Consider the following 17,438-nt stretch of genomic DNA (forward strand, 5'->3'; position numbering starts at 1 on the left):
AGCACTTCCTTTCTTAACGAATCGGTACGACGCTTGCTAAACCGCCAAGACTTGTCTCCTTTAATTCTAAAGCAATCTTACGTCCAGTATAATTCATGGTGTTTACGACCATATCGAAGCTGACCTTATGTTCTCTGACATTGCAGATGCTTTGCGCTAAAATAGCTGCATCCATTGCTCTAAGAACTCCTACAGCATTACGTTCAATACAAGGAATCATAACATATCCGCCGACAGGATCACAGGTTAAACCAAGATGATGTTCAATGCCGATTTCTGCCGCATATTCTATTTGGGAACTGCTTCCTCCGCGAAAATATGCCACCATAGCCGCCCCCATTGAAACAGCAGCACCAATTTCTGCCTGACATCCTCCTTGTGCACCAGATATCGTCGCATTTTCCTTAATTAAATTGCCGAATAAACCAGCAATTTTCAAACCATTACGAATGCATTCACGGGAATACCCCAAATTTTTATGGTAATAGTATACCAAAGAAGGTAAGATACCACTGCTGCCTAGCGTTGGTGCCGTAACGGTAATACTGCCACCAGCATTTTCCTCACTGGCACTATATGCATATGCACACAACAATAATTTTTCTTTTTCCACAGCACTTTTGCATTCATCTGCCTGTTCCTTTAATTCTTTTGCTATGCGTTTTAAATGCAGATCGCCTGGTAAGACATCTTCTTTCTGTAAACCACCATCAACCGTTTTGATCATCTGATCCATGATCTTATCCATATAATCGCCTAAGGGATCAAACATATTGACATACTCCCATAATTCCATTGCATGGGCTTCACAATATTCTAAAATATCTTTTAGAAAATGATGCGGATAAACATCCTTTCCTTCATTACTTGTTTCTCCTTCAACACGAATTGCTCCACCACCAATTGAATACACAATCATATCCCCAATTTCCTGATTCTTTTCATCAAAAGCAATCAAGCGCATAGTATTGGGATGCTTTAAATCTTTTTTATTCTTGAAAAACACCAAACATGCTTTAGGTTTCATCGTTTCCATAATGATAGCATCTGTTAAATGTCCCTTTCCCGTCAAGGATAAAGAACCATAGAGTTCAACTTCATAATGATGTGCCATAGGATAACGTTTCTGAAATAAACGGCAGGCACGCTGTGGTCCTAATGTATGTGAGGAGGATGGTCCTGGACCAATCCGATATAGTTCTTTTAATGACTTCATATTAAGCTCCTTGCAATTCTAATAAAAACATTTCAAATCCCATTTTTTTATCCAGTAAACCGCCTTTTAATTTCTGATCCAGTGTTGCTAACTTTGCCAACATGCTCATCAGATAAGAAGCGGATAAATTCTGCACACTCTGCATAGCTAATTTTATACGGTATGGATGTGCATGTAATATATCTTTGATCCCATCTTTGGATTCCCCTTGCATCATCAAGGTTTTTACTTCAAACAGAAAACGAAATTGAGATGCTAACAGGGCAATCAGATAAATGGCATCAGTATTAACGACACACAAATCGCACCAAATGCGAAAGGCTTTACGAACATCCTGCTCCACCACCGCATTGACCAACTCAAAAACATCCTCTTCTAACGGTCTGGCTACTAAATGAGCAACCACATCCTGCGTGATATCACCACCATAAAGCTGCAATTTATCAAATGCGGAATGAATGGTTTCCATATCCAGTGGTAATCGTTTCAATAATTCTTGCATGGCCTGTGCATCTACATGCAACTGTCGGCGCTGTATTTCCTCTTTCACACAACTTTGCTTACCGAGATCATCCAGCTTGCGAAATTCTAATACCTTCCAATTTTTTTGAATCAGCTTAATGATTTTTTTGCGTGTATCTAATTTCGCGAAATCACCAATCAGAATTAACACCGTACTTTCCATCGGTTGTTTCACATAATTTTCTAATCCATTGGGATCAATTCCTGTATCATTGGCAGCGGATAAAAAATTTGCATGATAAACAAGAATAATCTTATAGGCAGAGAAAAAAGGAATCGTCATAGCATCCTCTAGGATCGTTTCCAGATCACATTGCAAGGCATCGTATTGAACGGTATTTAATTCATCGCCATCTGCTATATATTCTTTGATGATCGTTTGCAATGTTTTTTTCAAACGAAACTGTTCTTCTCCATACAAGACATAATTCATGCTTATCACCTAGGTAATATTATACCAAATTGCTGCTCAGCCGTCTTGAAAAAACGAAAATATTTACAAATTTTTATTGTAACCCCACCATGTCTTGCACTTATAAGTGGTAAGATACCTTCTTTTTCCATAGCATCCAACACTTCTTGATGAGGATGTCCATAAAAATTATGTCGGCCACTGGATATTAGTGCAAGGGCTGGATGCACTTGATGTAAAAAAGCTGTTGCAGAACTAGTCTTACTGCCGTGATGCCCTATCTTTACGACATCCGCCTCTAATTTAGGATATAGCTGCAATAATTTTTGTTCGCCTTTTATACCTAGATCACCCATAAATAAAAAGGAGGTATCATACAGACGCAGCATCGTAACAATACTATTATCGTTTTCATCTTCACCCTCATAATCTAAAAGAAAAAACTTCATCCATGGTGTTTCCTGTTGTTTTGCCAGCTGTTTATGATCGATAATTTCATCAACATGCATTAATTCTTGCAACTGTGCAACACCACCACTATGGTCCATATCGGCATGTGTCACAATGATCTTATCAAGATGATAAATCCCTTGGGCATGCAAATACGGAACAATAATCTCTTTTGGAATATTTTTCTTTTTATGTCCCATAACATCAATCAAGATAACTTCTTTGTGATAGGGAGTAATAATAAGTGTACAATCGCCTTGTCCAACATCCAGCATCGTAACCGAAGCAAACGGCGAAAGGTAGGGACGTAAAAAAAATATAACAAGAAGCAAACATAGGGTAAGACTATCCTTCCAATGTACATAGGAAATATACCGCATTGCTGATAAACACCATAAAATTAACCAAAGGATAGATACACTGCCATACAACGGATAAGAAATCTGCTGTATTAGGCGCAATGCTGCTAACATCCATTGTATCAGCAAAAACAGGTATTCTGTTGCCGGTAGGATAAGCAGCCATGCCAGTACATAGAGAATAGCATAGACTTTACGCAGAAAGGAAAACAGAGCCATTTGCAGCGGATCACATGTATGATAAAACCACATCTGTGCTGGAAAAAGCACCAACATGCCAACTATTTTTTTATTACGCTTTGCGACATGAAACATAAAAACCAGGCGAAAACATACAGGAATCAGTAAAGCAACCTCATAGGCCATAGAAGGCGCTAACAAAATGGTAAAAATCATTGATATACCAAGCGTATCTTTCTCATCAAAATTGGTAAAAAGGCCAGAGATAAGCGAAGAGCAAACTACGCGTAAGATAGAGGAAGATAAAACAGTAAGATAACTCATCCCCATCATTAAAAGAAGTGTAAGCCTATGGGCTTTGGCAAATCCCCATTTGCGTGCCATTCGCTTTGTAAGAAACCGTGATAAAAAAGCAATATGCATACCACTGGATAGCAATAAAAAAGATACTTCTTCTTCATGAATACCATACAGCATGGCTTTTAAAAATTGCTGAATCGCAACATCTTTTGTTTCAATATTGGCATATAATCGATGACGTAACGTAGTCCCTTCTTTAATAAGAGTATAACTTTTTACATTCATACAATATACCATTCCTTTACGTTTTGCCCATGTCGCAAAATGAAACTGTCCCAAATTATGTATACTATCGATTTTCTCATAAGTTCCACGCAATTCTACTACATCATCAAAAGATACCTTTTTCAATCCATATAGTAAAAATCTTCCCTCTTTGTTAGCCCCAATCATATATCCTTGTTTGATTTCTTGTATCTTCACGATACGAGAAGAAATTTCATGCACATCAGACAAACGCTGAATTCTTACAAATACCAGCAAACAAAACACCAGACATATGATTTCTCCTCGATGAAATCGTTTATGAAGAAACCATAGAGCACCCACCAGAAAGAAGAAACTGCTGTATACGGGCAGCCAGCTAAATATAAGGACAATACAGCCAATACATAACCATATGCCCTTCATAAACAAATATGCTCCTTTATTTTATCAAACAATTTATCCCCAATTCCCTTTACCTGTTTCAAATCCTCTAAAGTCTGAAAAGGCATTTGTTTTCGATATTCAACGATACGCTGTGCAATCGAAGGACCAATCCCCGGCAAAGTGTCCAACTCTTCTAGCGTTGCGGCGTTGATGGAAATCTTTGTGATCCTATGTTTTGAGGGTACAACAAGAACACCGTGATGTTCTATACCCATAGTCAGATTTAAACCACTGATATCTGCTTGCTTGGTTAATCCTCCACTTGCTTTTATGGCTTTTTCCACATTCGCATGACGCTCTAATTGGTAGACACCCGGATGCTGTACTTCACCTTTCACTTCCACACTTTTTACAGCACTTTGATAATTACGAACATCTATGACTTCATAACGTTCATAATAAAACAAGAAAAATAAAATACTAAAAAAGATACCTGTCTTTTTCATATAGATCCCTCCATTTAGCTATACGACACAAACAGGCTTTTTCCGTAATAAATTATAAAAAAGATACCCGTATATCTAAAACAGGTATTCTCAATCTTTCAATAGTATGATATAGAAATAGCATTATTATCAAAACGTTCCTATACGCTTAAATTCTTTTATGAAACATAAATGAACCATCTTTTCTGCAGTACTAAAACAGCATAAAAAAAAGCAGAAAACCTGCTTTTTCATACATCGATTACTTCAAATTAACGATTTTAACCTTATAAGGTTCTTCCACATTAGAAACCTCAACAATATCACCCAGCTTATTATCCAACAAAGCAACTGCTAAAGGGGTAATATTGGACAATTTTCCATTTAGTGGATCAGCTTCTATAGAACCAACAATCGTATACGTTTCCTCTTCCTCACTAGAAAGATCTTTAATTGTTACGGTAGAACCTAAACCTACTGTTTTACTACTTGTTTCTTTATCGCCTTCAATGATTTCGGCATTGGCAATCATTGCTTCAAGCTCACGAATTCTAGCTTCTACACGTGCCTGATGGTCACGAGCAGCATCATAATCGGCATTTTCACTAAGGTCACCCTGTGCACGAGCTTCCTGTAATTCTAAAATGACTTCATCACGTACTACATGGATCAGATTATCCTGTTCCTTTAAGAGTTCATCTAACCCTTCTTTGGTTACATAAAACTTTTCGTCTGCCATATTTTCACTCCTATCGTCGCATGGTATTATACCACGTTTTCCTGAATAATACTACTTATTTTCGTCATCAACAAATCAATCGCCACCATATTGTGACCCCCTTCTGGGATGATGACATCTGCATAGCGTTTGCTTGGTTCAATGAACAGATTATGCATATCTCTTACCGTACTTGTATATTGTTCAACAACTGACTCTAATGTCCTGCCTCGCTGTTTTACATCACGCAACAAGCGACGTATAAAACGAATATCTGCATCAGTATCAACAAAAATCTTAATATCGCATAAATTACGTAAATCTTCGTTTTCCAAAACAAACAGTCCTTCAATGACAATAACATCACTTGGTTCTATATGCTCAATGCTATGCGAGCGGGTATGTTGAACAAAATCATAGGTTGGTTTTTCTATAGCCTTGCCCATAGTCAGCTCTTTCAACTGTTTTACTAATAAAGTATTGTCGAAAGCAAAAGGATGATCGTAATTCGTTTTTACACGCTCTTCCATCGTCTTCTCGCTTTGATCTTTATAATAATCATCCTGTCGGATAATGACGACGGACTGAGTGTTCTCATAACGATCTTTCAACTGCTGTGAAATCGATGTTTTTCCTGAAGCACTGCCTCCGGCTATTCCGATTACAATCGTTTTTTTCATCACATACACCTTCTTATTTATTCAAATGGAACTTTTCTTGATTCTGTAACTGTTCCTCATAAGATTTCGCATAATGAACTTTACCATCGCCATATACATCCGCAACAAAATACAGATAATCACTCTTTGTCGGATGCAAAACGGCTTGTACTGCATCTTCTCCCGGATTTAAAATCGGACCGATCGGTAAGCCTTTATACTTATATGTATTGTATAAGGAATCAATATCCGGATTCACTTCACAGTCTTCTCCACTTGTTAGATCATCATACAATGCATAACATACGGTAACACTGGATTGTAACATCATATCTTTATCTAAGCGATTAAAGAAAACACCGGCAATCAATTGCATATCCTCTTTCGTACTTGCCTCATATTGAACCATACTGGCAAGAGTTAGGATTTCATGCATAGTGAATTTACTGGAAACAATATCCTTTTCATATTTCTGATAGATTTTTTGAAAATGATCCAAAAATGTTTTGGTAATTTCCTTTTCATCCGCATCCTTTGCAAACGTATACGTTTCCGGGAACAAATAGCCTTCCAGTTTCACTCGTGTCTTATCGTTTAAGATATCCTTTGTCAAAAAAGGATATGTCTTCATAAGTTCTTTAAGATAGGTATCATCATTCCACAGTTTTAACAAATTCTTTGCATTTACACCTAGCTTGTGTTGCAATGACTGTGCAATATCTTTCGCCCACATACCTTCCTTAAACGTAATCATAACTTCATTTTGCTTTGCTTTTTTAACATCATTCAAGTTTTCTAAAATCGTTTCTGTATCCCAAGAACGATCCAATGTAAAGACACCAAATTTGATGTCATTCAAGCCTTGCAGTTTCATGCACAGCTTTGCTGCCTGTACATCCTGTATCAATCCAGCTTTTTCCAACTTGTCTAATACAGACGCATTACCTTCGCCTTCTTTTACTTCAAAGATGACTTTTTCTGGTGTGGTTGATAGAGCTTTTAGCTTTGCGGTATACATAGAAAAGGCTGTGACACCAATAACCAAACAGATAATAACAAGGATGGCAGGTATCAGAATCTTCTTATTCTTCAGCGCCTTCATCTTCTTGGAACGCTCCTATCACTTCTTCGATCATCTGCCATTCCTCATCTGTTTCAACCGGCATCAGATTGCCTTCATCATCATAAGCAGAGGCAAAAACCTCTTCTCCTTCATCTTCAGGATCCGCAAACACTACATATTTGCGTCCTTTTTCCTCATCTTCAAATGTGAATAAAATTTCCATTTCTTTTTCATTGCCACTTTCATCTGTGACAAACATCGTATTTGTTTCTAACATTATATCCTCCTGTAGAAAGGGGCTTTTACAGCCCCTGATGATTTCTATCTAGATAGCCTTGTAAAATCTGAACAGCAGCCATCTGATCAATAACTTTCTTGCGCTTCTTGCGGGATACATCTGCACTGATAAGAATGCGTTCAGCTGCAACAGTTGTCAAACGTTCATCCCAAAGTATCACTTCCACACCTAAGGTTTCTAGTTTTTCTTTAAACATGATGGAAATCTCCCCGCGAATACCGACATCTCCATTCATATGCTTAGGCAATCCCAGCACTGCCTTTTTTACCTGAAATTCATCGATGTATTTTTTTATCTGCGTCAAAGCGGAATCATAATCATCCTGTTCAAAACGTATGGTTTCGACGGGACGTGCTATCATCCCTAAAGCATCACTCACACTGACCCCCAATGTACGTGAACCAAGATCAAGTCCTAAGATTCGCATCAATGCTGATCATCTTCCAGATAAGCGCGCACTAACTCTTCAATAATTTCATAGCGCTCTACGCTTTGGATAATGCTGCGGGCATTGTTATGGGAAGAAATGTATGCAGGATCATTGCTGATAAGATATCCGGCCAGCTGGTTCACCGAATTATAGCCACGCTCATCCAACGCTTCCTTCACGACACGTAATACATGCTTGATATTGTCACGCTTTAAATCATCTGATTTAAAAGACATCGTCTCTGTAATATCTCTCATCGTATTACCTCCTTTTTTTATCTTTCTTTCATTTTATCCTATTTTCTATAAAATTGAAACCCTAAGACAGTTTATTTTTAATGAATTCCACGGCTTCATCCACTTTCGTCACATCTTTGCCACCGGCCTGCGCAAGATCTGCTCTTCCTCCGCCTTTGCCATCACAAAGCATTGCTGCCTCTTTTACCAAATCGCCACACTTAATGCCATCAGCCACAGCCAATTTATCTGCGCCAGCAACAAATACAACCTTATCGTTGCAAACACTTGCTAAAAAGACTATTACATGTTCTTTTTGTGCTTTGATGGTACTAGCGATATCTTTTAACGCATTAGCGTCAGCACCATCCATGCGTTTGATCAATACATGACGACCATTGCACTCTTTCACCTCATGGATCAATTCATTCGCCTTCAGTGTGAACATCTCACTTTGCAAAGCAGCCAATTCCTTTTTCAGCTGCGCATTTTCATGCAACACTTGTTCTACTTTCGTATCTACATTGACAATACTCTTCATCTTCAGATCATCTGCTATATGACGCAGTGTCTTTTCTTCCGCAGCAAACTCTTCATAAGCACTATAGCCCGTCTTTGCCGTAATACGGCGGATACCGCTACCAATACTTTCCTCAGAGATAATCTTGCATATACCAATTTCCTGTGTGTTATTTACATGACAGCCACCACAGAATTCTTTTGACACATCGCCCATTGTAACAATCCGGACAACATCCCCGTATTTTTCATCAAACAATGCGGTAGCTCCGCTTTGCTTTGCTTCTTCAATCGGCATTTCCACCTTACTTACAGGATGATGTTCACTGATAAAGCGGTTTACCAGTTGTTCAATTTCCTTTAACTGCTGCACACTTACCTTTTCAAAGTGTGTAAAGTCAAAGCGTAGATATTCATCACTGACAAAACTACCAGCTTGTTGAATATGATTTCCAACAACTTTCTTCAAAGCACTTTGTAATAAATGTGTACAAGAGTGATTGCTGGTGATAATATCACGTTTTTTATTATCCACTGCCAGTTGCAGCTTGCTGCCAACATGCAAACATCCTTCTTCTATAACAACCTTATGTAAATGCTGTTTATGTGGTGCTTTCACAGTATTGACAATACGGCCTAATGCATCCCCCATAAAGCTACCACTGTCCCCTATCTGGCCTCCACTTTCCGCATAAAAGACAGTTGTGTCTAAGATGATATCGCCTTCATCAGATATAGCATCCACTTGCTTACCATCTTTAAATAAAGCTATGACCTGTGCATCACATGTTCTTTCATCATAACCGATAAACTTACTATCTTGTGTAAAGGCCATTAAATCTGCTGACTGACTAGACATAGATTCCACATCTTCACGAGCATTGCGGGCACGCTCGCGCTGTTTTTTCATCTCTTCATCAAAGCCTTGCACATCTACTTGATATCCACTTTCTTCTGCTATCTCGCATGTCAATTCTAATGGGAACCCATAGGTGTCATACAATTTAAAAGCCGTCACACCATCCAATAACTTATTATCTTTATTTTTTTCCATAACATCCAGCAATAATTTTTCACCATCTGCCAATGTCGCATGGAAACGTTCTTCCTCAGCTTTTACCAGTTTTTCAATATAATCAATTTTTTCTTCGATATATGGATAAAAGTCTTTCATGATTTCATAAACAACCGGTACCAGCTTATACATAAAGGCACCTTCAATTTTCAATTTTCTGCCAAAACGAACAGCTCGGCGTAAGACACGGCGTAACACATAGCCACGTCCTTCATTGGCAAATAATGCACCATCCGCTAACGCAAAGGTCACGGTACGGATATGATCCGCTATAACACGAAACGCCATTTTGTTTTCAGCATCTTCATAACGCATGGACGTATATTGTTCACATGCATGAATAAGCGGCAAGAATAAATCGGTATCAAAATTAGTTTCACCATTTTGCACCAAACAGGTCAAACGCTCTAATCCCATACCGGTATCAATGTTTTTCTGTGGCAATTCTTTATAATCCTTGCGTGCAACTCCTTCTTTGGCATCAAACTGAGAAAAGACATTATTCCAGACTTCAATATAGCGGTCATTTTCCATCTCTTCAAAAAACAGTTTTTCACCCAGTCCTTCTGGATCATATGCTTCCCCACGATCATAGAAGATTTCCGTATCCGGTCCACATGGTCCTTCTCCGATTTGCCAAAAGTTATCCGCTGTTTTTAAGATGTGCGAAGGATCCACACCAATTTCGTTTGTCCAAATATCATATGCTTCTTCATCATCAATATACACCGTGATATACAAACGATCTTTATCAAAACCAATATACTCTTCACTAGTTAAAAATTCCCAAGCAAAATGAATTGCCTCTTTTTTAAAGTAATCCCCAATTGAAAAATTACCAAGCATTTCAAAAAAGGTGTGATGACGTGCCGTCTTACCGACATTTTCAATATCATTTGTACGAATAGATTTCTGAGCATTGGCAATTCTTGGACATTCCGGTTTCACTGTTCCATCAAAATATTTCTTTAACGCCGCAACTCCGGCATTGATCCATAACAAAGTTGGATCATTGTGAGGAATCAGACTAGCGCCTGGTTCAATCATGTGTCCATGTTTCTTAAAGTAATCAAGAAACAGTTGTCGTATCTGGTTACCTGTTAAATTTTTCATGTCAACTTCCTCCTTAAGCATAAAAAAACGTTCCTTATCCAGGAACGCAATCATCATTACGCGGTACCATCCCGGTTCACTTTCACTGAAAGCACACCTTACTTATCATCGTTAACGCCGATGTTCTCGCGAAAAGCTCCAAAGCAGCCTTCCATCCATCCTGACACGAAAACTTCCACCTTCCGTTTTCTCTCTATGCCGCAGCAGGGATGTACTCCTCTTCTTCTACGCTTTTTTATTCCTTCGCTATTATAACAAATTCTTATTTTACACGCAAGCCATTCTCACACGATTATCATTCATCATGAATTTCGTCACTGTATACTACCATCGCAAATATCATGGTATTGTCTCCTCTGCCATTACTTCATCAAAATCTCGCCAGATATCTTCCCATTCTCCTACCTTATCACTTGTTTTCGAATGCAGATAGCTGCGGAAAACGATTTGGGCTACAGCCGCAAAAATAGGGGATAATATCACACCTATGACACCAAAAAAAGCATCCGATATAAAAATAAAGACAAACGTTAACAGCGGTCGTACGTTCATAGTGCGATTAAAGATCAAAGGCTGAATAATATTAGATTCTATCTGTTGAATACTCCAGACGATGAAAAACATCATCCATGGGTAATGGTCATAATGTAAAGCTGCTACGGCTGCTATTAAGATAAGCCCTAAAGTAGCTCCAACATAAGGAAATAAATTTAACAATGCCAAAATCATAGCATAGAGTAAAGCATTTGGAAAACGATAAAGACTTAAGACAATCCCGACACTGACAATAATGAATAAAAGATCTAGCATGGTGCCTGCCAAATATTGATAAATGATATTGCTCAGCGTATGATAAAAAGTCGCAACCCGTGTTACATTTGGTACTATTTTCTTTGCTGTACGTTTCCAAAAATCCATATCGATGGAAATAAAGAACGCAATAATATACGCAATACCATAGTCCGTTAAAGTGTCAATGACACTTTTTGCTGAATCTATTGCTATTATATACCCTTCCTGCATATAATTTTGCTTTAGCGTATTCAAATTGTCATACGCAATATGATGTTGTTTTAAAAAGCCTTCCAACTGTTGCAGCCATCGTGGGACAAGTTGTGCCAACTCGAGCGCCTGTTGATACAACAAAGGTAATAAAACAGCTAAAAATGCACCGAGAATCGCCAACAAGCCAATATAAACTAACATTACACTGACCTTTAAAGAAAATCTTTGTTGCACTCGATCAATGATTGGCTGAAGGAAAAAAGCTAATAATACACCACTTAGAATAGGTAAAAAAGCACGATAAATAGCAGCTAACCATGCATCTAATGCCAATTGTTTAATAATTAATAGCAAAAGAAAGATACATGCTAAGCAAGGAAGAAGCTGTTTCGCATGAAACAATATTCGTTCATATCGTTGTTTCATAAAAGAAAAACCCCATTCGTGGGGTTAATCCAAATCCATACAATCACAAATTTGATCCATCGCCTTATGGTAATTCTTTTTCATTTTCTTCTCAGCTTTTTTTGACTGATGACAAAGATCCTCAATTTCCTCATCTTTCATATAGCCAAGATATAAACCCATTAAAAATCCCATAACGGCAGCACCTAAACATTTGTTCATGCGTATCACTCCTTCTTACACATCTAGTATGGTAAGCTTTGATGAAGTTATGCATGAAACAATTTGCGAATCCGCATTTCTAAGGTGCTATTACGCTGATGACGTTCTTTGCGTGTTACCGCTTTATGTAACATATCACGCTCTCCCAATAAAACAAGACTTTTCTTCGCCCTAGTAACTGCGGTATATAATAAGCGCTTGCTCATCATATAGGCATATTCTGAAACAATTGGCAAGATAACAATGGGATATTCACTGCCTTGTGCTTTATGAATGGAAATACAAAATGCATGGGTAATATTATATAGCTGTTCATTGCTATATTCCACCATGATACCATCAAAATCAACAAGTAATTGATGCTTCTGTCCTACACTTTCAGAAGCATAAGCGATATCTACAATTTCTCCAATATCACCATTATACACCTCATCTTCGGGCTGATTTTTCAGTTGCAAGACCTTATCACCCACACGAAAGATGCGATAGCCAACTTTTAGTTCTCGTTTATGAGCTGTTGAAGGATTCATCATTTTTTGTAAAGCATTATTCAAAGCATCAATTCCGGCTACCCCTCCATACTTTGGAGCCAACACCTGAATATCCTTTGGTTCATAGCCTTTTTCTAAAGCATTGGCAACAATACGAACAACCAAGTCACGTACTTCATAATTCTGTGCATCAAAAAAGGCAATGTCTTTAGCATGATCTAATACTGTAATATGTTCTTCTCGTATTTCATGAGCAAGCGCAATCACATCACTTCCCTCACTTTGACGAAATATTTTATGCAAGCGAGTGACGGCAAATTGTTCACAAGCAATCAGATCTTTTAATACGCTACCACATCCAACACTTGGCAATTGATTCTCATCTCCGATGATCAAGATTTTCTTTACTAGTTTTGAAGCTTTTAAAAGATTATAAAACAACCATTGATCCACCATGCTGAACTCATCAATGATCAGCAAATCACATTGCAATGGTTCTTTTTCATTCACCAAGAAGGTATTCGATTCTAAATCCCAACGCAATAAACTATGAATCGTAGTAGCATTACAACCACAAAGCTCACTCAAACGTTTAGCAGCTCTTCCTGTTGGTGCACATACAGCAATTACATCATTTGGATAATGCTGTTTATAAAGCGTTAAAACACCTTGGACAATCGTTGTTTTACCAGTACCAGGTCCTCCTGTCAAAATTGAAAAGGAATGCGCAAAAAACGTAAGAATGGATTCTTTCTGTCTCTCCTCATATTGTATGTGTAATGTTTGTTCCAACTCTTCCATGTCTTGCATGAGTTCTTCTTTTAAAGTTGGTTCTTGTTCTTCAAAAGGAAACATTGCCAAAAAAGCAGCAATACCTGTTTCACTATCATACTGTGTATGGTGATAGATTCGCTCCTCTTCTCTATGTATGAGAAATTCTTTTGCCAATTCATCTAAGTAAGAAGACAAATCTACATCTTTAAACTCTTTTTCAACACGCTTTGTCAAATCCTCAGTAGTCACAAAAGTATCGCCACTCGCCATGCACATCTCCAATATCATAGACAATATAGCAGCTTTGATACGGTAGGGATGATTTAATCCAAAAGATAGCTCCTGTGCTAATTTATCAGCAGTCTTAAAACCTATACCATCAATTTCTTCAATCAAGCGATAAGGGTTTTCTTTAATAAGGGCAACCGCCTCTTGCCCATACTTTGCCTCAAATTTCATGATATTGCGGACACTGATACCAAAACGAGTAAAGAAAAAAGTCGTATCATCAACATCATCATGTTCATGAATTCCATCTAAAATAACTTGGCGTTTTTTAGGCGTAAAGGATGGTATCTGTAATAAGACTTGCTCATCCTCTTTGATTCGTTCAATGACATTTGGCCCTAAAGTCTCTACTAAGAGCTTAGCGCTCTGTTTTCCAATGCCCGGGAATAAAGAACTTGCAAAAAAACGAATTAAACTCTCATCATCCTGTGGCATGACTTTTTCATATGCTTTTACCTGAAACTGCATACCATAACGAGGATGATCTACATAACTGCCATGTAGACGGTAAATAACTTCTTCCTGTAATTCTCGAAAGAAACCTGTAGCGATAAAATCTTCTTCATTCGCATCATAGGTTATAAATTTACCAACAGCATATCCATTTGCCTCATTATAAAATATCGTATGCAGCAGTTTTGCCTCTAAAATCAGTTCTTCTTCCATTATGGCCTCCTTACATTATAATGTTAAAAACAAAGAAAGGATAGCAAGAATATTGTTGCACATATGTACCCCTGTACTAACGATAATGGAATTGCTTTTTTCATACCCATAAGCTAAAACAAGACCAATACCAGTATATAGAAACAGATATGTCACATCCGTGAAATTCCCTTCGATAAGAGAATCCATGATATGGATAAAGCCAAAGAGAAAGGAGCTGATCAACATTGCCCAACTGAAAGATACACGTGAGCGTAAACATGTAAAAACACCACCACGAAAAATGGTTTCTTCAACGATCGGCGCAAAGATCACACTAGAAAAAATCGTAAAAGCCGGAGCAACAATAGCGTTCTCGGCAATAACTTTTTGATTTTCACTATCCCCTGTCTGAGTGATGATACTTACCAAGATATTTAATATATAATTTGCCATAACCGTAAGAAATACAAGTGCAAAAATCATAGGTAAATATTTTTTCCAATTCGCTTTGAATTGTAAAATGGAATCCAGCCAAATCGGCTTTGCGACCCAAATAACAAAAACCATAATCATGACATAAGACACAACGGAAATAGGAATGTTAAAGGTTGTTGCTTGCGGATCCACCATTAAGGTTAAAACCGTTAATATCCGTGGTAACAAATACGTATAACCAACAAAATAGAAAAGTAATAAAAAGATACAGCGCGTAGAGGAAAGATGTTTCATATTAGTTTTTTCCATGGGCTACATGCTCCTCTATTTTTTTCTGCATACTGATACCATCACAGAAAACCTCTTCAATGACACCACCGCCTAAGCATTCTTGACCATCATAAAAGACAGCTTCTTGTCCACAGGTAACACTAGCCACACCTTGTGGATAGCATACAAGAACGGTTGTTTCATCAATAAACTGTAAAGATATCTCATGATCTTGTTGACGATAGCGGAATTTTGCAGTACATGCATATTCGTTTTCTGGTTTATGCGGGCGCAGCCAATTCACGCCAGATACAATGCAACTAGTAGAATATAACCAGTCTTTTTCATTTCCATTGGTCACATACAAAATGTTTTTATGTACATCCTTACCTACTACAAACCATGGGCCTTTATTACCACCAATACCTAATCCTTTTCGCTGCCCTATCGTATAATATAAAACCCCGATATGACGACCAATTACTTCTAATGAATGAATATCAACGATATCACCATCTTGACTTGGTAAATAATTTTGTAAAAACTCTTTAAAATTACGTTCTCCAATAAAACAAATACCCGTAGAATCTTTCTTAGTAGCTACACTTTCTAATTCAAGTTTCTGTGCAATTTCACGAACATCTGCTTTATTCAAATTACCGATTGGGAATAATGCGTGTGCTAATGCATCTTGAGAAACCTGGCAAAGAAAATATGTTTGATCTTTATTTGAATCAGCGCCACGTAACATACGGCTATATAAAGGTGTGTGTTCCACCTGTGCATAATGTCCCGTTGCTAAAATATCAAACCCCAGTTTTCTGGCATATTTCATGAATGCATCAAACTTGATATATTTATTGCATAAAATATCTGGATTGGGTGTTCTCCCTTTTCGATATTCATCCAAGAAATACGTAAATACATTATCCCAATATTCCTTTACAAAATCCACCCGCAATAAAGGAAGTCCTAGCTTATCTGCGACAGCTTTTGCATCAAGGTAATCCTGCTCCTGCGGGCATACATCATCTTGAATCGTAGGATTTCCCATAATATCATTATTGGCAAATGAATCCCAATTGCGCATGAATGCACAGGTTACATCATAACCCTGCTCTTTTAAAATATAAGCGGCAACGGCAGAATCCACGCCGCCTGATAAACCTAATAATACCTTTTGTGCCATTTTCATCACCATTTCTTTTATCTTTATATATTAAGGATTTCAATGAAAGTTATACCACATTAAACGCGAAAAAGCCAGTCATCCTTGTAAGATATAAATTTTCTGACAAACTATCATAAAATTTGGTTATTTTTTACGAGTTTTCCAGATAAACATTAAAATAGATTGTACAGTATGTGAAATTATGTTAAAATACTAACACATAAAAATCTTATGATAGAATATTTATGTTACTATGAAAGACGAGGAGAAAAAAACGTATGAAAAAATTATTAGCTTGCTTATGTGTTGTCACTTTATTAGCCGGATGTGGCGGAAGTGGTAACAAATCAGAATCAAAAACTTGCAGTATTACACAAAATGGTATGACGTTAGCTGCAACATTCAACGCAAAAGATGATGAAATCAAAACTGCTGACATGAATGTAACGGTACCTGCTTCTGCTTTAGGTGGTGTTGATCTTAGTACACTGTCTGATGATCAGAAAAAAATGATGCAGACACAGTTAGAATCATCTTTGGGAATTAAAGAAGATGATGGTATGAAAGTATCTTTCGACTTTAAGGATAAAGATATTGTTGTAAAAATCAATATGGATTTCACAAAGACAGACAGCAGTTCACTGAAGAAATTTGGCTTTGGTAGTGATACGGACATGTCTTTGAAAAACACTGTAAAACAAGCAGAAAAACAGGGAGCTACTTGTAAATAATCCATTCACTATAAGATAGTCTCAAAAAGATTCCCCATGAGGAATCTTTTTTCTATTTGTTAAATAACTATTTACCAATGATCATTGAATAATCTTCTAACTCTCATTTGAAAACTTAAATCAATACCGTTCAAATTTTTTATATTGCAAACTCATAATAATATGAGAAGGGGTTCCTCACATAAGAAATGTGTTTAGCTTTCTTTCTCTATATAGAAAAAAACCTGTCCTTCTCAGAACAGGTCTTCCTACCTGGCAACGTGCTATCTTTACTGGAGCTCGTCCAGCTATTGTCGCCGCTGAAGTGCTTAA

General features: G+C 37.4%; 17 protein-coding genes and 1 other annotated feature. Of the genes, 1 reads left to right on the forward strand and 16 read right to left on the reverse strand.

The features are described from left to right. Window positions 1-13: 13 nt before the first annotated feature. From EDD61_RS01530 to mnmA, 16 genes are all read right to left on the reverse strand, one after another. Window positions 14-1,216: an L-serine ammonia-lyase, iron-sulfur-dependent, subunit alpha gene (locus tag EDD61_RS01530; RefSeq protein ID WP_008688715.1), complete on the reverse strand. Its 1,203-nt coding sequence runs from the start codon at window positions 1,214-1,216 to the stop codon at window positions 14-16. Between the two features lies 1 nt (window position 1,217). Further along, window positions 1,218-2,171 carry a DNA polymerase III subunit delta gene (gene holA / locus EDD61_RS01535; RefSeq protein WP_008688716.1) on the reverse strand — a complete coding sequence of 318 codons (954 nt, stop codon included), beginning with the start codon at window positions 2,169-2,171 and terminating at the stop codon, window positions 1,218-1,220. A gap of 5 nt (window positions 2,172-2,176) precedes the next feature. Next, window positions 2,177-4,129 (reverse strand): ComEC/Rec2 family competence protein, encoded by a 1,953-nt coding sequence (locus tag EDD61_RS01540; RefSeq protein ID WP_132223458.1) that lies wholly within the window; start codon window positions 4,127-4,129, stop codon window positions 2,177-2,179. Further along, complete coding sequence (locus tag EDD61_RS01545; RefSeq protein ID WP_132223461.1) at window positions 4,126-4,596, reverse strand: ComEA family DNA-binding protein; 471 nt, start codon at window positions 4,594-4,596, stop codon at window positions 4,126-4,128. The genes EDD61_RS01540 and EDD61_RS01545 overlap by 4 nt, the downstream gene beginning before the upstream one ends. Before the next feature lie 241 nt (window positions 4,597-4,837). Next, entirely contained in the window at window positions 4,838-5,314 is a 477-nt protein-coding gene (greA, locus tag EDD61_RS01550; protein WP_008688722.1) for a transcription elongation factor GreA, read from the reverse strand. 26 nt (window positions 5,315-5,340) lie between these two features. Further along, window positions 5,341-5,973, reverse strand: coding sequence for a uridine kinase (gene udk, locus EDD61_RS01555; RefSeq protein ID WP_132223464.1), 633 nt, complete (start codon window positions 5,971-5,973; stop codon window positions 5,341-5,343). Window positions 5,974-5,986: 13 nt separating this feature from the next. Then, on the reverse strand, window positions 5,987-7,054 hold the full coding sequence (gene mltG, locus EDD61_RS01560; RefSeq protein ID WP_132223467.1) for an endolytic transglycosylase MltG: 1,068 nt from the start codon (window positions 7,052-7,054) through the stop codon (window positions 5,987-5,989). Continuing rightward, window positions 7,035-7,292, reverse strand: coding sequence for a DUF1292 domain-containing protein (locus tag EDD61_RS01565; protein WP_008688727.1), 258 nt, complete (start codon window positions 7,290-7,292; stop codon window positions 7,035-7,037). Before EDD61_RS01565 ends, mltG begins: the two co-directional genes overlap by 20 nt. A gap of 25 nt (window positions 7,293-7,317) precedes the next feature. Beyond that, window positions 7,318-7,740, reverse strand: a complete 423-nt coding sequence (gene ruvX, locus EDD61_RS01570; RefSeq protein WP_008688729.1) for a Holliday junction resolvase RuvX — start codon at window positions 7,738-7,740, stop codon at window positions 7,318-7,320. Further along, window positions 7,740-8,000, reverse strand: coding sequence for an IreB family regulatory phosphoprotein (locus tag EDD61_RS01575; protein ID WP_008688731.1), 261 nt, complete (start codon window positions 7,998-8,000; stop codon window positions 7,740-7,742). The genes ruvX and EDD61_RS01575 overlap by 1 nt, the downstream gene beginning before the upstream one ends. Window positions 8,001-8,061: 61 nt before the next feature. After that, window positions 8,062-10,743 (reverse strand): alanine--tRNA ligase, encoded by a 2,682-nt coding sequence (gene alaS / locus EDD61_RS01580; RefSeq protein ID WP_132223470.1) that lies wholly within the window; start codon window positions 10,741-10,743, stop codon window positions 8,062-8,064. Further along, window positions 10,724-10,923: a binding site (T-box leader), on the reverse strand. (Overlaps the previous gene by 20 nt.) A 102-nt stretch (window positions 10,924-11,025) precedes the next feature. Next, window positions 11,026-12,117: an AI-2E family transporter gene (locus EDD61_RS01585; protein WP_132223473.1), complete on the reverse strand. Its 1,092-nt coding sequence runs from the start codon at window positions 12,115-12,117 to the stop codon at window positions 11,026-11,028. A 24-nt stretch (window positions 12,118-12,141) separates the two neighbouring features. Next, window positions 12,142-12,318: a hypothetical protein gene (locus EDD61_RS13705; protein WP_008688737.1), complete on the reverse strand. Its 177-nt coding sequence runs from the start codon at window positions 12,316-12,318 to the stop codon at window positions 12,142-12,144. A gap of 47 nt (window positions 12,319-12,365) precedes the next feature. Further along, window positions 12,366-14,537: an SF1B family DNA helicase RecD2 gene (gene recD2, locus EDD61_RS01590; RefSeq protein WP_132223476.1), complete on the reverse strand. Its 2,172-nt coding sequence runs from the start codon at window positions 14,535-14,537 to the stop codon at window positions 12,366-12,368. Window positions 14,538-14,552: 15 nt separating this feature from the next. Beyond that, on the reverse strand, window positions 14,553-15,263 hold the full coding sequence (locus EDD61_RS01595; protein WP_132223478.1) for a CPBP family intramembrane glutamic endopeptidase: 711 nt from the start codon (window positions 15,261-15,263) through the stop codon (window positions 14,553-14,555). Beyond that, window positions 15,250-16,413, reverse strand: a complete 1,164-nt coding sequence (gene mnmA, locus EDD61_RS01600) for a tRNA 2-thiouridine(34) synthase MnmA (protein WP_132223484.1) — start codon at window positions 16,411-16,413, stop codon at window positions 15,250-15,252. Before mnmA ends, EDD61_RS01595 begins: the two co-directional genes overlap by 14 nt. Before the next feature lie 260 nt (window positions 16,414-16,673). Here mnmA and EDD61_RS01605 point away from each other — a divergent pair, with 260 nt between their 5' ends. After that, window positions 16,674-17,126, forward strand: a complete 453-nt coding sequence (locus EDD61_RS01605) for a DUF1307 domain-containing protein (RefSeq protein ID WP_008688746.1) — start codon at window positions 16,674-16,676, stop codon at window positions 17,124-17,126. The last annotated feature ends 312 nt before the right edge of the window (window positions 17,127-17,438 follow it).

The sequence above is a fragment of the Longicatena caecimuris genome, from assembly GCF_004341945.1.
In the GTDB taxonomy this organism is placed as follows: Bacteria; Bacillota_I; Bacilli_A; order Erysipelotrichales; family Erysipelotrichaceae; genus Longicatena; species Longicatena caecimuris.